The sequence below is a fragment of the Streptomyces uncialis genome (assembly GCF_001905345.1).
Lineage (GTDB): Bacteria > Actinomycetota > Actinomycetes > Streptomycetales > Streptomycetaceae > Streptomyces > Streptomyces uncialis.
Genome location: NZ_LFBV01000002.1, coordinates 1,093,338 through 1,108,477, shown reverse-complemented (window position 1 = coordinate 1,108,477; position 15,140 = coordinate 1,093,338). Strand labels below are relative to the sequence as shown.

The following is a 15,140-nucleotide window of genomic DNA, read 5'->3' as shown; positions in this document are numbered from 1 at the left end:
TTCTTCCCTCGTCCCGCGCGCGAGCCGGCCCCGTCCGACCCGGCGCCGCCGGGCGCCCCACCAGATCGTCCGATCTGCTTCCCACCCCGTCCCAAGAACCACACCTTCGTGGGACCTGCGAGAAAGCGTGCCCTGTGGCTGATGTACCTGCCGATCTTGCCGCAGTGTGGCCACGCGTACTGGAGCAGCTTCTCGGGGAGGGCCGCGGCCAGGGGGTCGAGGCGAAGGACGAGCACTGGATCAAGCGCTGCCAGCCGCTGGCACTCGTCGCGGACACGGCCCTGCTGGCCGTCCCGAACGAGTTCGCCAAGGGCGTCCTGGAAGGCAGACTCGCGCCGATCGTCAGCGAGACGCTGAGCCGCGAGTGCCGCCGGCCGATCCGGATCGCGATCACCGTCGACGAGACCGCGGGTGCCGAGCCGGGCGCGTCCGTGCCGCCGCAGCGCTACGAGGAGCCGGATCTCACGCAGTCCGCGGGCCAGCCCAGGGACTCCTACGACGGCTACGGCCGCCGCCCCTCCGACGACCACTCGGGCGCACGCCCCGACCAGGGCCCCGGGGCCCACGGGGAGCAGCTTGCGGGCGGTCGCGGCGATCAGCTGCCGACCGCGCGTCCCGCCTACCCGGACTACCAGCGCCCCGAGCCGGGCGCCTGGCCCCGCCCGCAGCAGGACGATTACGGCTGGCAGCAGCAGCGCCTCGGCTTTCCCGAGCGGGACCCGTACGCGAGCACGGGTCAGCAGCCGCGGCACGACTACCGGGGCCAGCCGCCGGAGCGGACGGGTTACGACCCGGACCGCTCCCCTTACGACACGGAGCGTCCCGGCTACGACACGGAACGCTCCCAGTACGACACCGAGCGCCCGTCCTACGACGGGGAGCGCTCGCCGTACGAGCAGCGGCGCGTGGCGTACGACGGCCAGGACGGCCGCTCCGACCGTGCCGACCGGGGTGAGCGCCCGGACCCCGCGCAGGGCGCGCGCGGTCCCCATGGCGGCGCGTCCCGGGGGCCCGGCCCGGCGGGACCGGGCGGCCATGGCGAGCCCGGCCCACGGGGTCCGCACGGGGTGCGCGCGATGCCCTCCGCGAGCGGTGCTCCCGGTCCGCTCGCCGCGCGTCCCGCGCCGGCGTCCGGCCCCGGTGAGCCCACCGCGCGGCTGAACCCCAAGTACCTGTTCGACACCTTCGTCATCGGCGCGTCGAACCGCTTCGCGCACGCCGCCGCGGTCGCGGTCGCCGAGGCCCCGGCGAAGGCGTACAACCCGCTCTTCATCTACGGGGAGTCGGGGCTCGGGAAGACGCATCTGCTGCACGCGATCGGGCACTACGCGCGCAGCCTGTACCCGGGCACCCGGGTGCGGTACGTCAGTTCCGAGGAGTTCACCAACGAGTTCATCAACTCCATCCGGGACGGCAAGGGCGACAGTTTCCGCAAGCGCTACCGGGAGATGGACATCCTGCTCGTCGACGACATCCAGTTCCTCGCGGACAAGGAGTCGACACAGGAGGAGTTCTTCCACACGTTCAACACGCTCCACAACGCGAACAAGCAGATCGTCCTGTCCTCCGACCGGCCGCCCAAGCAGCTGGTGACCCTGGAGGACCGGCTGCGCAACCGGTTCGAGTGGGGGCTGATCACGGATGTGCAGCCGCCCGAACTGGAGACGCGTATCGCGATTCTCCGCAAGAAGGCGGTCCAGGAGCAGCTCAACGCACCGCCGGAGGTCCTGGAGTTCATCGCGTCACGCATCTCGCGCAACATCCGGGAGCTGGAGGGCGCGCTGATCCGGGTGACGGCGTTCGCCTCGCTGAACCGCCAGCCGGTGGATCTGGGGCTGACGGAGATCGTGCTGAAGGACCTGATCCCGGGCGGGGAGGACTCCGCGCCCGAGATCACCGCCCCGGCGATCATGGCGGCCACCGCGGACTACTTCGGGCTGACCGTGGACGATCTGTGCGGGTCGTCCCGCAGCCGGGTGCTGGTGACCGCGCGGCAGATCGCCATGTATCTGTGCCGGGAGCTCACGGATCTGTCGCTGCCGAAGATCGGGGCGCAGTTCGGGGGCCGGGACCATACGACCGTGATGCACGCGGACCGGAAGATCCGCGCGCTGATGGCCGAACGGCGGTCCATCTACAACCAGGTCACCGAGCTGACCAACCGCATCAAGAACGGCTGAGCCCGCTGCCGGGCCCCGTCCCCGGCTCCTCAAGCCCCGCGTCGTACGGCGGTCCGCCGTACGGCGCTTCTCGTTGTACGCCGCCGGGGCGGTGGGGCCCGTCCTCGCCGCCGACGTCCCGTACGGCGGTGGGTGTCCGGTCCGGCCCGCCGTGTCGTCCCGATGGCCTCCGTACGGCTGCGTGGGGCCTCCGTAGCGCTGCCGTCGGGCTGCTGTGAGCTGCCGTGAGCTGCCGTAGCGCTGCCGTGGGGCTGCCGTATGGCCTCAGCGGGCTCGTGCGGCTGGCTCCGGCGGCTCCTCGCACCGGGTGCGGACCGGGTGCGGACCCGCCCGGAGGGGGTGTGAAGGGTCCGTCGGGAGCTGCGCGCGATCGGTCGGCGCCGGAGCTGGGCCCGTGGGTGTTCGATTTACCGCCGGGTTACGGGTGTTCTCCACAGATTCGGCGACTTTCTTGCATCCACACCCTGGGGATCGCGAAGTTGTCCAGACTGTATCCACAGGCTGTGCCCGACGATGATCGTCATCCCAGTTCAAAGGGCTGTGGATTCGTGGACAACTGTTGTCCACAGGGTGTGGACAACTATTTCGTCCACAGGGCGCCTCCGCGGTTGTCCACCGGCCACCCACAGGTCGAGGGCGGTTTTCCCCAGCGTGACGGCGCTTCTCCACATCCCTGTCCACTGTTCGGCAACACGACGCGCTCTCTCACCGGGTCGAGTGAAAGGCGTCACACCGAGGTGCCGGATTGGGCTGTGGGGAACCGGGGTAAAGCTGGGGACAGTGCTGGGGAGAACTACCCCCCACCTGTGCATCAGGTGTGCACAACTTTCGCCTGTCCACAGAGAGCCGGGGTTATCCACCGTCTCCGCCCACAGGGTCGGTGGACAAAAAACAGCCTCTGAGCTGCGAAAACGGGGTTATCCACTGTATCCACAGCCCCTACTACTACTCCCGACTAGAGTTACCGGGAAATCCGCTTCGAAGTGGGTCCTGTGCACAACTCGGCTCGGACGGCTCCGGAGCCGTCGGGCGCGACTTGACCACGACCGGCACCTACTGTCATTGGGGTGCGTCAGACTGGTCCCCGGTGTTCTCCCCTTGCCGGGACCCGACGACACCGAAACCACGGCTGACGAACCCGTCGCCGGACCGACAGCAGGACGACCCCTGACGGGGCGAGAGCGGCCAGCAACAGCAGGAGGCGGGCTTACGTGAAGATCCGGGTGGAACGCGACGTACTCGCGGAGGCAGTGGCCTGGGCGGCGCGCAGCCTTCCGGCCCGTCCGCCGGCGCCTGTCCTCGCGGGCCTTCTCCTGAAGGCCGAGGACGGCTCGCTGAGCCTGTCCAGCTTCGACTACGAGGTCTCCGCGCGGGTCTCCGTCGACGCCGAGATCGAGGAGGACGGCACCGTCCTGGTGTCCGGTCGGCTGCTCGCCGACATCTGCCGCGCCCTGCCCAACCGCCCGGTGGAGATCTCCACCGACGGTGTGCGGGCCACGGTGCTCTGCGGCTCCTCCCGCTTCACGCTCCACACCCTCCCGGTGGAGGAGTACCCGGCGCTGCCGCAGATGCCCTCCGCCACCGGCACCGTCCCCGGAGAGGTCTTCGCCTCGGCCGCCGCGCAGGTCGCCATCGCCGCGGGCCGGGACGACACCCTCCCGGTGCTCACCGGTGTGCGGATCGAGATCGAGGGCGACACGGTGACGCTGGCGTCCACCGACCGCTACCGCTTCGCGGTCCGCGAGTTCCTGTGGAAGCCGGAGGTCCCGGACTCGTCCGCGGTGGCCCTGGTGCCCGCCAAGACGCTGCTGGACACCGCCAAGGCCCTCACGAGCGGCGACAGCGTCACCATCGCCCTGTCCGGGTCCGGCTCGGGCGAGGGCCTGATCGGCTTCGAGGGCGCGGGCCGCCGCACCACCACCCGGCTGCTCGAAGGCGACCTGCCGAAGTACCGCACGCTGTTCCCGACCGAGTTCAACTCCGTCGCCGTGATCGAGACCGCCCCCTTCGTGGAGGCCGTCAAGCGGGTGGCCCTCGTCGCCGAGCGGAACACCCCGGTGCGGCTCAGCTTCGAGCAGGGCGTGCTGATCCTGGAGGCCGGTTCCAGCGACGACGCACAGGCTGTGGAAAGGGTCGACGCCGTCCTGGAGGGCGACGACATCTCCATCGCGTTCAACCCGACGTTCCTGCTGGACGGGCTCAGCGCGATCGACTCCCCGGTCGCCCAGCTGTCGTTCACGACGTCCACCAAGCCCGCGCTCCTCAGCGGCCGTCCCGCGGTCGACGCGGAGGCCGACGACGCGTACAAGTACCTGATCATGCCGGTGCGCCTGTCGGGCTGACCCGGTCGGCGTTCCTCCGGGTGGCCCTGTCCCCACGGGCCGGCACCCGGAGGAGACCCGCAGGTCGGAGTACGTATGAGCGGCCGAGCCCACAGCTGTGCGCCGGTGCGCGGGCGTAGGCTCGGACGCGGGTACGGACGTGCCCGTACGCCACATCGCGACTTTAAGGAACCACTGATGGAGCTCGGTCTCGTCGGCCTCGGCAAGATGGGCGGCAACATGCGCGAGCGCATCCGCCGCGCAGGCCACACCGTGATCGGATACGACCGCAACCCGGACCTCGCGGATGTCCACAGCCTTGAGGAGCTTGTGGGCAAGCTCAAGGGCCCCCGCGTGGTGTGGGTGATGGTCCCGGCGGGTGCCGCCACCCAGGCCACGATCGATGAGCTGGCCGCGCTCCTGGAGCCGGGCGACGTCGTCGTCGACGGCGGCAACTCCCGCTGGACCGACGACGAGCGGCACGCCGTGGAGCTGGGCCTCAAGGGCATCGGCTTCGTGGACTGCGGTGTCTCCGGCGGTGTCTGGGGCCTGGAGAACGGCTACGCGCTGATGTACGGCGGCGACCCGGAAAACGTCGCCAAGGTGCAGCCCGTCTTCGACGCGCTGAAGCCGCCGGGCGAGTTCGGCTCGGTCCACGCGGGCAAGGTCGGCGCCGGTCACTTCGCGAAGATGGTCCACAACGGCATCGAGTACGCCATGATGCAGGCGTACGCCGAGGGCTGGGAGCTGCTGGAGTCCGTGCAGTCGGTCACCGATGTGCGCGAGGTCTTCCGCTCCTGGCAGGAAGGCACCGTCATCCGCTCCTGGCTGCTCGACCTCGCGGTCAACGCGCTGGACGAGGACGAGCACCTGGAGCAGCTCAGGGGCTACGCGCAGGACTCCGGCGAGGGCCGGTGGACGGTCGAGGCCGCCATCGACAACTCGGTCCCGCTGCCCGCCATCACGGCGTCGCTGTTCGCCCGCTTCGCCTCCCGGCAGGAGGATTCCCCGCAGATGAAGATGATCGCGGCACTGCGCAACCAGTTCGGCGGCCACGCCGTCGAGAAGGCCTGATCCGGCGGTTCCGGCGGACGTCGGCCTGTGCCCGGCGCTCGCAGGGCCCGGCCGGACGCCACGGCCCGGCTGCCGCAGGGCGGCCGGACCGTCACGGAACCGGCCCCCAGGGGCATCGGCCCGCGACGGCGGCGCCGGATTCCGCCCGCCGCGGGTGACTGCCGTGGCGGCAGCGGCCCGGCCGCCCGTCCCGGACCCACCGGTCCGGGCACCTGACCACCGTCCGCACCCGGGCCCCACAGGTCCCGGACCGCTCCGCCGACCGGCGGGGCCCGCCCACACAGGGGAGGTCGGCCCCCGACCATGCACGTCACGCATCTGTCGCTGGCCGACTTCCGCTCGTACACCGGGGTCGAGGTCCCGCTGGACCCCGGTGTCACCGCCTTCGTGGGACCCAACGGACAGGGCAAGACGAATCTGGTCGAGGCCGTCGGCTATCTCGCCACCCTCGGCAGCCACCGCGTCTCCTCGGACGCTCCGCTGGTCAGGATGGGCGCCGAGCGGGCGATCGTGCGGGCCAACGTCCGCCAGGGCGAGCGGCAGCAGCTCGTCGAGCTGGAGATCAACCCGGGCCGGGCCAACCGCGCCAGGATCAACCGGTCGTCGCAGGTCAGACCGCGTGATGTGCTCGGGATAGTGCGTACCGTCCTGTTCGCCCCCGAGGATCTGGCCCTGGTGAAGGGCGACCCCGGGGAGCGCCGCCGCTTCCTGGACGAACTGATCACCGCGCGCTCCCCCCGGATGGCCGGGGTCCGCTCCGACTACGACCGGGTCCTCAAGCAGCGCAACACCCTGCTGAAGTCCGCGGCGCTCGCCCGCCGCCACGGCGGCCGGACCCTGGACCTGTCGACCCTCGACGTCTGGGACCAGCACCTCGCCCGGGTCGGTGCCGAACTCCTCGCCCAGCGGCTGGATCTGATCGCCGCGCTCCAGCCGCTCGCCGACAAGGCGTACGAACAGCTCGCGCCCGGCGGCGGCCCGCTCGCCCTGGAGTACAAGCCGTCCGCGCCCGGCGGCGGCCACACGCGCGAGGAGATGTACGAGCAGCTGATGACCGCGCTGACCGGGATCCGCAAGCAGGAGATCGAACGCGGCGTCACCCTCGCGGGACCGCACCGCGACGATCTGGTGCTGAGGCTCGGCCGGCTGCCCGCCAAGGGCTACGCGAGCCACGGCGAGTCGTGGTCGTACGCGCTGGCGCTGCGGCTCGCCTCGTACGATCTGCTGCGGGCCGAGGGCAATGAGCCGGTGCTCGTGCTCGACGACGTCTTCGCGGAGCTGGACACCCGCCGCCGGGAGCGGCTGGCGGAGCTGGTGGCGGCGGGTGAGCAGGTCCTGGTGACGGCGGCCGTGGACGACGATGTGCCCGACGTGCTGGCCGGTGCGCGGTACGCGGTGTCCGAAGGTGTGGTGGAGCGACGGTGAGCGGTATGGGCGCGACGGGCGGCAGGGGCGTGGGCGGCCCCGAGGGACCCGGTGCACGCGGGGGCGCGGCCACGGGCCGTCCAGGTGCCTTCCCGGGCCCCGGGAGCGCCTTCCCCGGCGGTCCCGTCGGCTCCGGCCCTCGACAGGCCCCCGGGCCCGTCGGCTCCCGCCCTGTCGGCCCTGGCCCCGGCTCCGGCGCGGTCGGCCCCGGCTCCGGCGCGGTGGACCCGGCCGGTGGGACGGCCGCCCCGAGCGGTGTCGATCTCGCGCGGGTCGCGCTGCGGGCGGCGAAGGAGCAGGCACGCGCGCGTGGAGACGCGGCGGCCCAGAAGAAGCAGGCGCGCCGCGGCGGGCTGCGCTCCGGTGCCCGCGCGGACGGGCGCGACCCGATGGCGCTCGGCGCCGCCATCAACCGGCTGATCACCGAGCGCGGCTGGGAGACCCCGGCGGCGGTCGGCGGGGTCATGGGCCGCTGGCCGCAGATCGTCGGTGACGATCTGGCCAATCATTGTGTGCCCCAGCGTTACGACGAGGACGAGCGCGTCCTGAGCGTGCAGTGCGACTCGACGGCGTGGGCGACCCAGCTGAGGCTGCTCGCCCCGCAGCTGGTGGCCCGGCTGAACGAGGACCTGGGCCATGGCACCGTGAAGCTGATCAAGGTGCACGGCCCCACAGGTCCCGCCCGTCGCTTCGGCCCCTTGCGTGCCCCCGGCAGCACCGGACCCGGCGACACCTACGGCTGAGCCCGCCGGCCCGCGCCGCCCGTGCGCCGGGCGCCCGGTCCCCCACCCCCTGTCCCTGGTGATGTCTGCGCTGGTCACAGCCTTGTCGGTCGACTCCTGACCCGCTGTCGACCGGTTGGCTCGCGGCGTCTTCCCGCCCGCCCGGAATCATGTGTTCTGCGTCACTCGGGCGTGGTCGCTCGGGGTTGACGCCCCGAAGCGCTGAGTGCCGCTGTGAGCCACTTCGCCCCCTGGGGCGCATATGGGGAGTCGGGAGAGACCGGTTCAGGGCGGCACATGCGGACTCAGGTACCGGCAAACCCCCATCGCTGTCGGCGCTACCGGTAGACTGGAGCACAATCCCGCCGCACTCGGGGGACACACACCGAGCAACGCTGATACAGGCTTACCCACGCATCACGCCGCAGCCGCTCCGGCCACCGCCGGGCGACTGGCTTGTGCTGTGCCAGAAAGGGCGCTTCGTGGCCGATTCCGGCAACCCCAACGAGAACATCCCTTCCACCGGCTCCGGCGATTCCGCCGCGGCCGCAGAGGCCGTACCGGAAGCACCCGCGGCCCGCGAGAGCGCGCACAGCGTGTCCTCGTCGTACGACGCGAGCGCGATCACCGTCCTCGAAGGACTGGACGCGGTCCGCAAGCGCCCTGGCATGTACATCGGCTCGACCGGTGAGCGCGGTCTGCACCACCTCGTGTCCGAGGTCGTCGACAACTCCGTGGACGAGGCGCTGGCCGGTCACGCGGACACCATCGACGTCACGATCCTGCCCGACGGCGGCGTCCGGGTCATCGACAACGGCCGCGGCATCCCCGTCGACATCGTGCCCTCGGAGAACAAGCCGGCCATCGAGGTCGTGCTGACCGTGCTCCACGCGGGCGGCAAGTTCGGAGGCGGCGGCTACGCGGTCTCCGGCGGTCTGCACGGTGTGGGTGTCTCCGTGGTGAACGCCCTGTCCACCCGGGTCGCCGTCGAGGTCAAGCGCGACGGCCACCACTGGACCCAGGACTACAAGCTGGGCGTCCCGACCGCCCCGCTGGCGCGCGGCGCGGCCACCGACGAGACGGGCACGTCCGTCACCTTCTGGGCCGACCCGGACATCTTCGAGTCCACGGAGTACTCCTTCGAGACGCTGTCGCGGCGTTTCCAGGAGATGGCGTTCCTCAACAAGGGTTTGACGATCAAACTCACGGACGAGCGCGACTCCGCGAAGGCCACGGCCGGTGCCGACACCGACCAGCCGAGCGACGACACCGATGCGCACGCGCGCACGGTCTCGTACCACTACGAGGGCGGCCTGGTCGACTTCGTGAAGTACCTCAACTCCCGCAAGGGCGAGGTGGTGCACGAGACCGTCATCGACATCGAGGCCGAGGACAAGGACAGGCTCCTGTCCCTTGAGGTCGCGATGCAGTGGAACAGCGGTTACACCGAGGGCGTCTACTCCTTCGCGAACACGATCCACACCCACGAGGGCGGTACCCACGAAGAGGGCTTCCGCGCCGCGCTGACCGCGCTGATCAACCGCTACGCGCGCGACAAGAAGCTGCTGCGCGAGAAGGACGACAACCTCACGGGCGACGACATCCGCGAGGGTCTGACGGCGATCATCTCGGTCAAGCTCGGTGAGCCGCAGTTCGAGGGCCAGACGAAGACCAAGCTGGGCAACACCGAGGCGAAGACCTTTGTCCAGAAGGTCGTCAACCAGCACCTCGCCGACTGGCTGGACCGCAACCCCAACGAGGCCGCGGACATCATCCGCAAGTCGATCCAGGCGGCCTACGCGCGCGTGGCGGCCCGCAAGGCGCGCGACCTGACCCGTCGCAAGGGCCTGCTGGAGACGGCGTCCCTGCCGGGCAAGCTGTCGGACTGCCAGTCGAACGACCCCACCAAGTGCGAGATCTTCATCGTCGAGGGCGACTCCGCCGGCGGCTCCGCCAAGTCCGGCCGCAATCCGATGTACCAGGCCATCCTGCCGATCCGCGGCAAGATCCTGAACGTCGAGAAGGCCCGGATCGACAAGATCCTCCAGAACACCGAGATCCAGGCGCTGATCAGTGCCTTCGGTACCGGGGTCCACGAGGACTTCGACATCGCGAAGCTGCGCTATCACAAGATCATCCTGATGGCGGACGCCGACGTCGACGGCCAGCACATCAACACCCTGCTGCTGACGTTCCTCTTCCGCTTCATGCGCCCCCTGGTCGAGGCCGGTCACGTCTACCTGTCGCGCCCTCCCCTGTACAAGATCAAGTGGGGCCGGGACGACTTCGAGTACGCCTACGCCGACCGTGAGCGCGACGCGCTGATCGAGCTGGGCCGCCAGAACGGCAAGCGCATCCGGGAGGACTCCATCCAGCGCTTCAAGGGCCTCGGCGAGATGAACGCCGAGGAGCTGCGCATCACCACCATGGACGTCGAGCACCGCGTGCTCGGCCAGGTCACCCTGGACGACGCCGCGCAGGCCGACGACCTCTTCTCCGTCCTCATGGGTGAGGACGTCGAGGCCCGCCGCCAGTTCATCCAGCGCAACGCCAAGGACGTCCGCTTCCTCGACATCTGAGCCCACGGCAGTCGCGTCTTTCCGGTACGGGGCCCGCGCTCGCGGGCCCCGGCCGCGTCACCCACCCATCCTCTGTACCTGGAGCGAACGCGTGAGCACCCCGCCTTCCGCCCGTCCCCGCACCCCGGCCGGAGACGGCTCCGACTACACCGCGAGGCACCTGCTCGTCCTCGAAGGACTGGAGGCCGTCCGCAAGCGGCCCGGTATGTACATCGGGTCGACCGACACCCGTGGCCTGATGCACTGCCTCTGGGAGATCATCGACAACTCCGTCGACGAGGCCCTGGGCGGGTACTGCGACCACATCGAGGTGATCCTCCACGAGGACTCCTCCGTGGAGGTCCGCGACAACGGCCGCGGCATCCCCGTGGACGTCGAGCCCCGGACCGGCCTCTCCGGGGTCGAGGTCGTCATGACCAAGCTGCACGCCGGCGGCAAGTTCGGCGGCGGCTCGTACGCGGCCTCCGGCGGACTGCACGGGGTCGGCGCCTCCGTCGTCAACGCCCTCTCGGCCCGCCTCGACGTCGAAGTGGACCGGGCGGGCCACACCTACCTGATCGGCTTCCGCCGCGGCGTGCCCGGCCACTACTCCGGACCCGGTGAGGACGCCGACTTCACCCCGGGCGGAGGGCTGCGCAAGCGGAAGGTGCGGAGCCGCAACGCGAACGGCACCGGGAACCGGACGCGTTACTGGGCGGACCGGCAGATCTTCCTCAAGGACGCCGAGCTCACGCTGGACACGCTCCACCAGCGCGCCCGCCAGACGGCATTCCTCGTCCCCGGTCTGACGATCGTCGTCCGCGACGAGCGCGCCCTGGAAGGGTCCGGCAAGACCGAGGAGACCTTCCGCTTCGACGGGGGGATCGGCGAGTTCTGCGAATACCTCGCCCAGGACAAGGCGGTCTGCGACGTCCTGCGCCTCACCGGCACGGGCAGCTTCAAGGAGACCGTCCCGGTCCTCGACGACCGCGGCCATATGACCGCCACCGAGGTCACCCGCGAGCTCGGTGTGGACATCGCCCTGCGCTGGGGCACGGGCTACGAGACGAACGTGAAATCGTTCGTGAACATCATCGCCACCTCCAAGGGCGGCACCCACCTCTCCGGCTTCGAACGCTCGGTCACCAAGACCGTGAACGAGGTGCTGCGCGCCACGAAGCTGCTGCGCGTGGCCGAGGACGACGTGGCCAAGGACGACGCGACGGAGGGCATGACGGCGGTCGTCACCGTACGGCTGGCCGAGCCGCAGTTCGAGGGCCAGACCAAGGAGGTCCTCGGTACGTCGGCGGCCACCCGGATCGTCGCGGCCGTCGTCGCCAAGGAGCTCAAGGCATATCTGACCTCCACCAAACGGGACGACAAACAGCAGGTCCGTGCCGTGATGGAGAAGATCGTCGCGGCTGCCCGGACCCGGATCGCGGCTCGTCAGCACAAGGAGGCGCAGCGTCGGAAGACGGCGCTGGAGTCGTCGTCGCTGCCGGCGAAGCTGGCGGACTGCCGTAGTGACGATGTGGAGCGCAGTGAGCTGTTCATCGTGGAGGGTGACTCGGCGCTGGGTACGGCGAAGCTGGCCCGGAACTCCGAGTTCCAGGCGTTGCTGCCGATCCGGGGCAAGATCCTCAACGTCCAGAAGTCGTCCGTCTCGGACATGCTGAAGAACGCCGAGTGCGGGGCGATCATCCAGGTCATAGGAGCGGGTTCGGGGCGTACCTTCGACCTGGACGCGGCCCGGTACGGGAAGATCATCTTGCTCGTGGACGCCGATGTGGACGGCGCGCACATCCGCTGCCTGCTGCTGACGCTGTTCCAGCGCTATATGCGTCCGATGGTCGCTGCGGGCCGCGTCTTCGCTGCCGTGCCGCCACTGCACCGGATCGAACTCGTCCAGCCCAAGAAGGGCCAGGACAAGTACGTCTACACCTACTCGGACAACGAGCTGCGCCAGACCCTGCTGGAGTACCGGCGCCGAAAGGTCCGATACAAGGACTCGATCCAGCGCTACAAGGGCCTCGGCGAGATGGACGCCGACCAGCTGGCGGAGACCACCATGGAACCCCGCTTCCGCACCCTGCGCCGGATCAACATCGGCGATCTGGACTCGGCCGAGTCGGTCTTCGACCTGCTCATGGGCAACGAGGTCGCCCCGCGCAAGGAGTTCATCACCAGCTCCGCCGCCACCCTGGACCGCTCCCGCATCGACACCTGAGCCCCACTGCTCCGGAGGTACGTACCCGGCAGGACCTCCGATGCGGTGGCGCGATCGTTCAAGACACCTTCCGTCAACCCGCCTAACGTGTCCGGAAGACGCGGTGAGGACGGAAGGAGCGCTGGTCATGGACGAGTTCGCGAGCGCCAGACTGGTGGCGCTGGTCCAGCGGGCGCTGGCAGGTGAGGGCATCCGGGTCGTCGCTCCGGGGGGCGGCGGGGCGCTGCTGCCGTTCGAGGCGAAGCGGCGGTTCCTGAGGGACGTGGCGCGCGATCACGGGCTGCTGCCGCTGCTGCGGGCAGGCTCACTGATGCCGGCCAGCCCGTCCGACCCGGCCGTGTCCGCGCTGCTGAGCGCGGTCGGCCCGGGGGACCTGTTCGCCCGGTGGCAGCGGCTGGAGCGGTTCACCCACTCACGGCACCGGGTGGTGGTACGGGAATCCGGTACGGGACATCTCGTCGCCGAGCATGTGGGACCACCCATGGAACCGCCCGAACCCGCCGAGGACGCGGTCGTTCTCGGCGTACTGACCGCGCTGCTGCCGCTGACCGGTGCCCGGGATCTCGTCGTCGGCGCCGGGTACGGGGAGCCGACCACTGTGTTCGCCGACGGCACCGTCACGGCGGCACCGCCCGGTCACGGCGGCGGGCTCTGGCGGTTCACCTGGTCCGGCACCGCACCACCCGTGCACCCGCGCCCGGCGCGGGCCGGTACGGACGCTGTCGCACGCACCCGGGAACTGCTCGGCGCCGATCTCGCCCGGCGCTGGACACTCGCCGCCCTCGCCGCCGAACTGGGCCTGCCGGTGCGGAGCCTCCAACGGCGGCTGGCGGGTGACGGCGGCTTCACCGGACTCCTCGGCGAGCTCCGCACGGAGGCCGCCGCGGCGCTGCTCCTGCGGAGCGCCCACAGCATCGGCGTCATCGGATTCGCCTGCGGCTACGCGGACCAGCCGCACTTCACCCGCCACTTCGGGCTCCGCACCGCGATGACACCGGCGGCCTACAGGTCGGCGTTCCGGCGACCCGGCCCGGACACGGTGTCCGACATGGACGAGCGACCGGACGAGCGACCGGACGAGCGGACGTGTGAGTGGACGGATGCGCCGACGGGTGTGCGGACGGGCCCCGACGCGCGGACGACGGCCCGTACCCATGAAGCAGCGAGGAGAAGGACCGCATGAAGCTCACCGGCACAACGGTGCTCGTCACCGGCGGGGCGCGCGGCATCGGCAGGGAGATGACCCGGCAGCTGGTCGGGCTCGGCGCGCATGTGGTGGCCGTGGGCCGCGCGCCCGGACCCCTCGTGGCCCTGCAAGCCGAGTACGGCGACCGGGTGTCCGCCGAGGTGGTCGATCTCTCCGATCCGGACGCGGTCGACACCTTCGGCGATGAACTGCCCGGCCGCCACCCCGGACTCTCGGTCGTCATCAACAACGCCGGAGTGCAGAACCCCAGCGACTTCCTCACCGCCGATCCGCGCGCCTCACGACCGCTGCTCCGGCGGGAACTCGCCGTCAATCTGGACGCCGTCATCTCCCTCTCCACCGGGCTGCTTCCCCATCTCAGCAGCCGTTCCGAGGCCGCGATCGTGAACATCACCAGCGGACTCGCCATCGTGCCCAAGCCCTCGGCACCCGTGTACTGCGCGGCCAAGTCGGCGGTGCGGACGTTCACGCGGTCGCTGCGCTACCAGTGCGAGGACGGGGCGCCGCACATCCGGGTGATCGACGCGGTCCTCCCGCTCGTGGACACCGATATGACGCGTGGCCGGGGCCGGGGCAAGATCAGCGCGGCGCAGGCGGCACACGCGGTGATCGAGGGCATCCGCCGGGACCGGACGGAGATCTACGTCGGCAAGGCGCGCCTCCTGCCGTCCCTGATGCGCCTCTCGCCGTCGCTGGGATACCGGTCCCTGCGCCATGGCTGAGTCCCTGGCCCCCGTCCCCGATCCGGCCCCCGGCGCTTCCGTTCCCGTTCCCGCCGCCCGGGAGAACTCCGCCAGCCGCACGGTACGGCTGCTGCTGCGGCTGGACCGGGCCGCGCACCGGCGGTGGTTCCTTCCTGCGCTCGGTGTCTTCCCGCTGAGCGACTACGTACTGCCGGTCCTGCCCAACCAGATGCTGCTCATCGGGTTGTCGGCGCTCCATCCCCGACGCTGGCGGGTGATCGCCCTGACCTTCGTCGCCGCGTCGGTACTGGGAGCCTTCCTGGTCGCGACCGCAGTCCACGCGGCCGGACCCTGGCTGCTGGACACGGTGGGCGCCGTCGCGCCGGGCCGGGCGGAACTACGGGAGGTCGCCGGGCTGGTGGAGCGCCACGGCGGGTGGGCGCTGGCCGCTCTCGCGCTGCTGCCGTGGACGCCCCGGGCCGCCGTGGTGATGTGCGCGCTGGCCGGGATACCGCCCTGGACGGTCGCCCTGGCCGTACTGGCGGGCCGCCCGCTCCCCGTCACCCTTCTCGCCCTGGCCGGGGCGAAGGCCCCGGCCCTGCTGCGCAGGTCACGCCGGATCGACCGCGTGCTCGCCGAGGTGGACGAACGGCGCGTGCGGGTGGGGTGAGCGGTACGAGCCCTCTCGCGGTCGCGTGACCAGGTGCTCAACCAGTCCGGACCGCAATGGTGTTCGGACCTCC

At 70.8% G+C, this 15,140-nt stretch carries 10 protein-coding genes; all 10 read left to right on the top strand.

The window, feature by feature from the left end:
• Positions 1-134 precede the first annotated feature (134 nt).
• The 10 genes from dnaA (at position 135) to AB852_RS12955 (ending at position 15,067) form a co-directional block, all read left to right on the top strand.
• Positions 135-2,180 carry a chromosomal replication initiator protein DnaA gene (dnaA, locus tag AB852_RS13005; protein ID WP_073787209.1) on the top strand — a complete coding sequence of 682 codons (2,046 nt, stop codon included), beginning with the start codon at positions 135-137 and terminating at the stop codon, positions 2,178-2,180.
• Between the two features lie 1,211 nt (positions 2,181-3,391).
• Positions 3,392-4,522, top strand: a complete 1,131-nt coding sequence (gene dnaN / locus AB852_RS12995; protein ID WP_073787205.1) for a DNA polymerase III subunit beta — start codon at positions 3,392-3,394, stop codon at positions 4,520-4,522.
• Between the two features lie 177 nt (positions 4,523-4,699).
• Complete coding sequence (gene gnd, locus AB852_RS12990) at positions 4,700-5,575, top strand: phosphogluconate dehydrogenase (NAD(+)-dependent, decarboxylating) (RefSeq protein WP_073787203.1); 876 nt, start codon at positions 4,700-4,702, stop codon at positions 5,573-5,575.
• Positions 5,576-5,878: 303 nt separating this feature from the next.
• A complete protein-coding gene (gene recF, locus AB852_RS12985; RefSeq protein WP_073787200.1) occupies positions 5,879-7,000 on the top strand; it encodes a DNA replication/repair protein RecF in 1,122 nt (373 codons plus the stop codon).
• Positions 7,001-7,221: 221 nt separating this feature from the next.
• Complete coding sequence (locus AB852_RS12980; RefSeq protein ID WP_073787198.1) at positions 7,222-7,743, top strand: DciA family protein; 522 nt, start codon at positions 7,222-7,224, stop codon at positions 7,741-7,743.
• Positions 7,744-8,180: 437 nt separating this feature from the next.
• Positions 8,181-10,301, top strand: a complete 2,121-nt coding sequence (gene gyrB / locus AB852_RS12975; RefSeq protein ID WP_073787195.1) for a DNA topoisomerase (ATP-hydrolyzing) subunit B — start codon at positions 8,181-8,183, stop codon at positions 10,299-10,301.
• 91 nt (positions 10,302-10,392) lie between these two features.
• Positions 10,393-12,507, top strand: coding sequence for a DNA gyrase/topoisomerase IV subunit B (locus AB852_RS12970; protein WP_073787193.1), 2,115 nt, complete (start codon positions 10,393-10,395; stop codon positions 12,505-12,507).
• Between the two features lie 127 nt (positions 12,508-12,634).
• Positions 12,635-13,690: a helix-turn-helix transcriptional regulator gene (locus AB852_RS12965; protein ID WP_073787191.1), complete on the top strand. Its 1,056-nt coding sequence runs from the start codon at positions 12,635-12,637 to the stop codon at positions 13,688-13,690.
• A complete protein-coding gene (locus AB852_RS12960) occupies positions 13,687-14,436 on the top strand; it encodes an SDR family oxidoreductase (protein WP_073787189.1) in 750 nt (249 codons plus the stop codon). The genes AB852_RS12965 and AB852_RS12960 overlap by 4 nt, the downstream gene beginning before the upstream one ends.
• Positions 14,429-15,067, top strand: coding sequence for an SNARE-associated domain-containing protein (locus AB852_RS12955; protein ID WP_073787187.1), 639 nt, complete (start codon positions 14,429-14,431; stop codon positions 15,065-15,067). Before AB852_RS12960 ends, AB852_RS12955 begins: the two co-directional genes overlap by 8 nt.
• Positions 15,068-15,140 lie beyond the last annotated feature (73 nt).

Coding starts and splice junctions, on each gene's coding strand:
- gnd (WP_073787203.1), top strand. CDS start 4,700: ATGGAGCTCGGTCTCGTCGGCCTCGGCAAGATGGGCGGCAACATGCGC.
- recF (WP_073787200.1), top strand. CDS start 5,879: ATGCACGTCACGCATCTGTCGCTGGCCGACTTCCGCTCGTACACCGGG.
- AB852_RS12965 (WP_073787191.1), top strand. CDS start 12,635: ATGGACGAGTTCGCGAGCGCCAGACTGGTGGCGCTGGTCCAGCGGGCG.
- AB852_RS12960 (WP_073787189.1), top strand. CDS start 13,687: ATGAAGCTCACCGGCACAACGGTGCTCGTCACCGGCGGGGCGCGCGGC.
- AB852_RS12955 (WP_073787187.1), top strand. CDS start 14,429: ATGGCTGAGTCCCTGGCCCCCGTCCCCGATCCGGCCCCCGGCGCTTCC.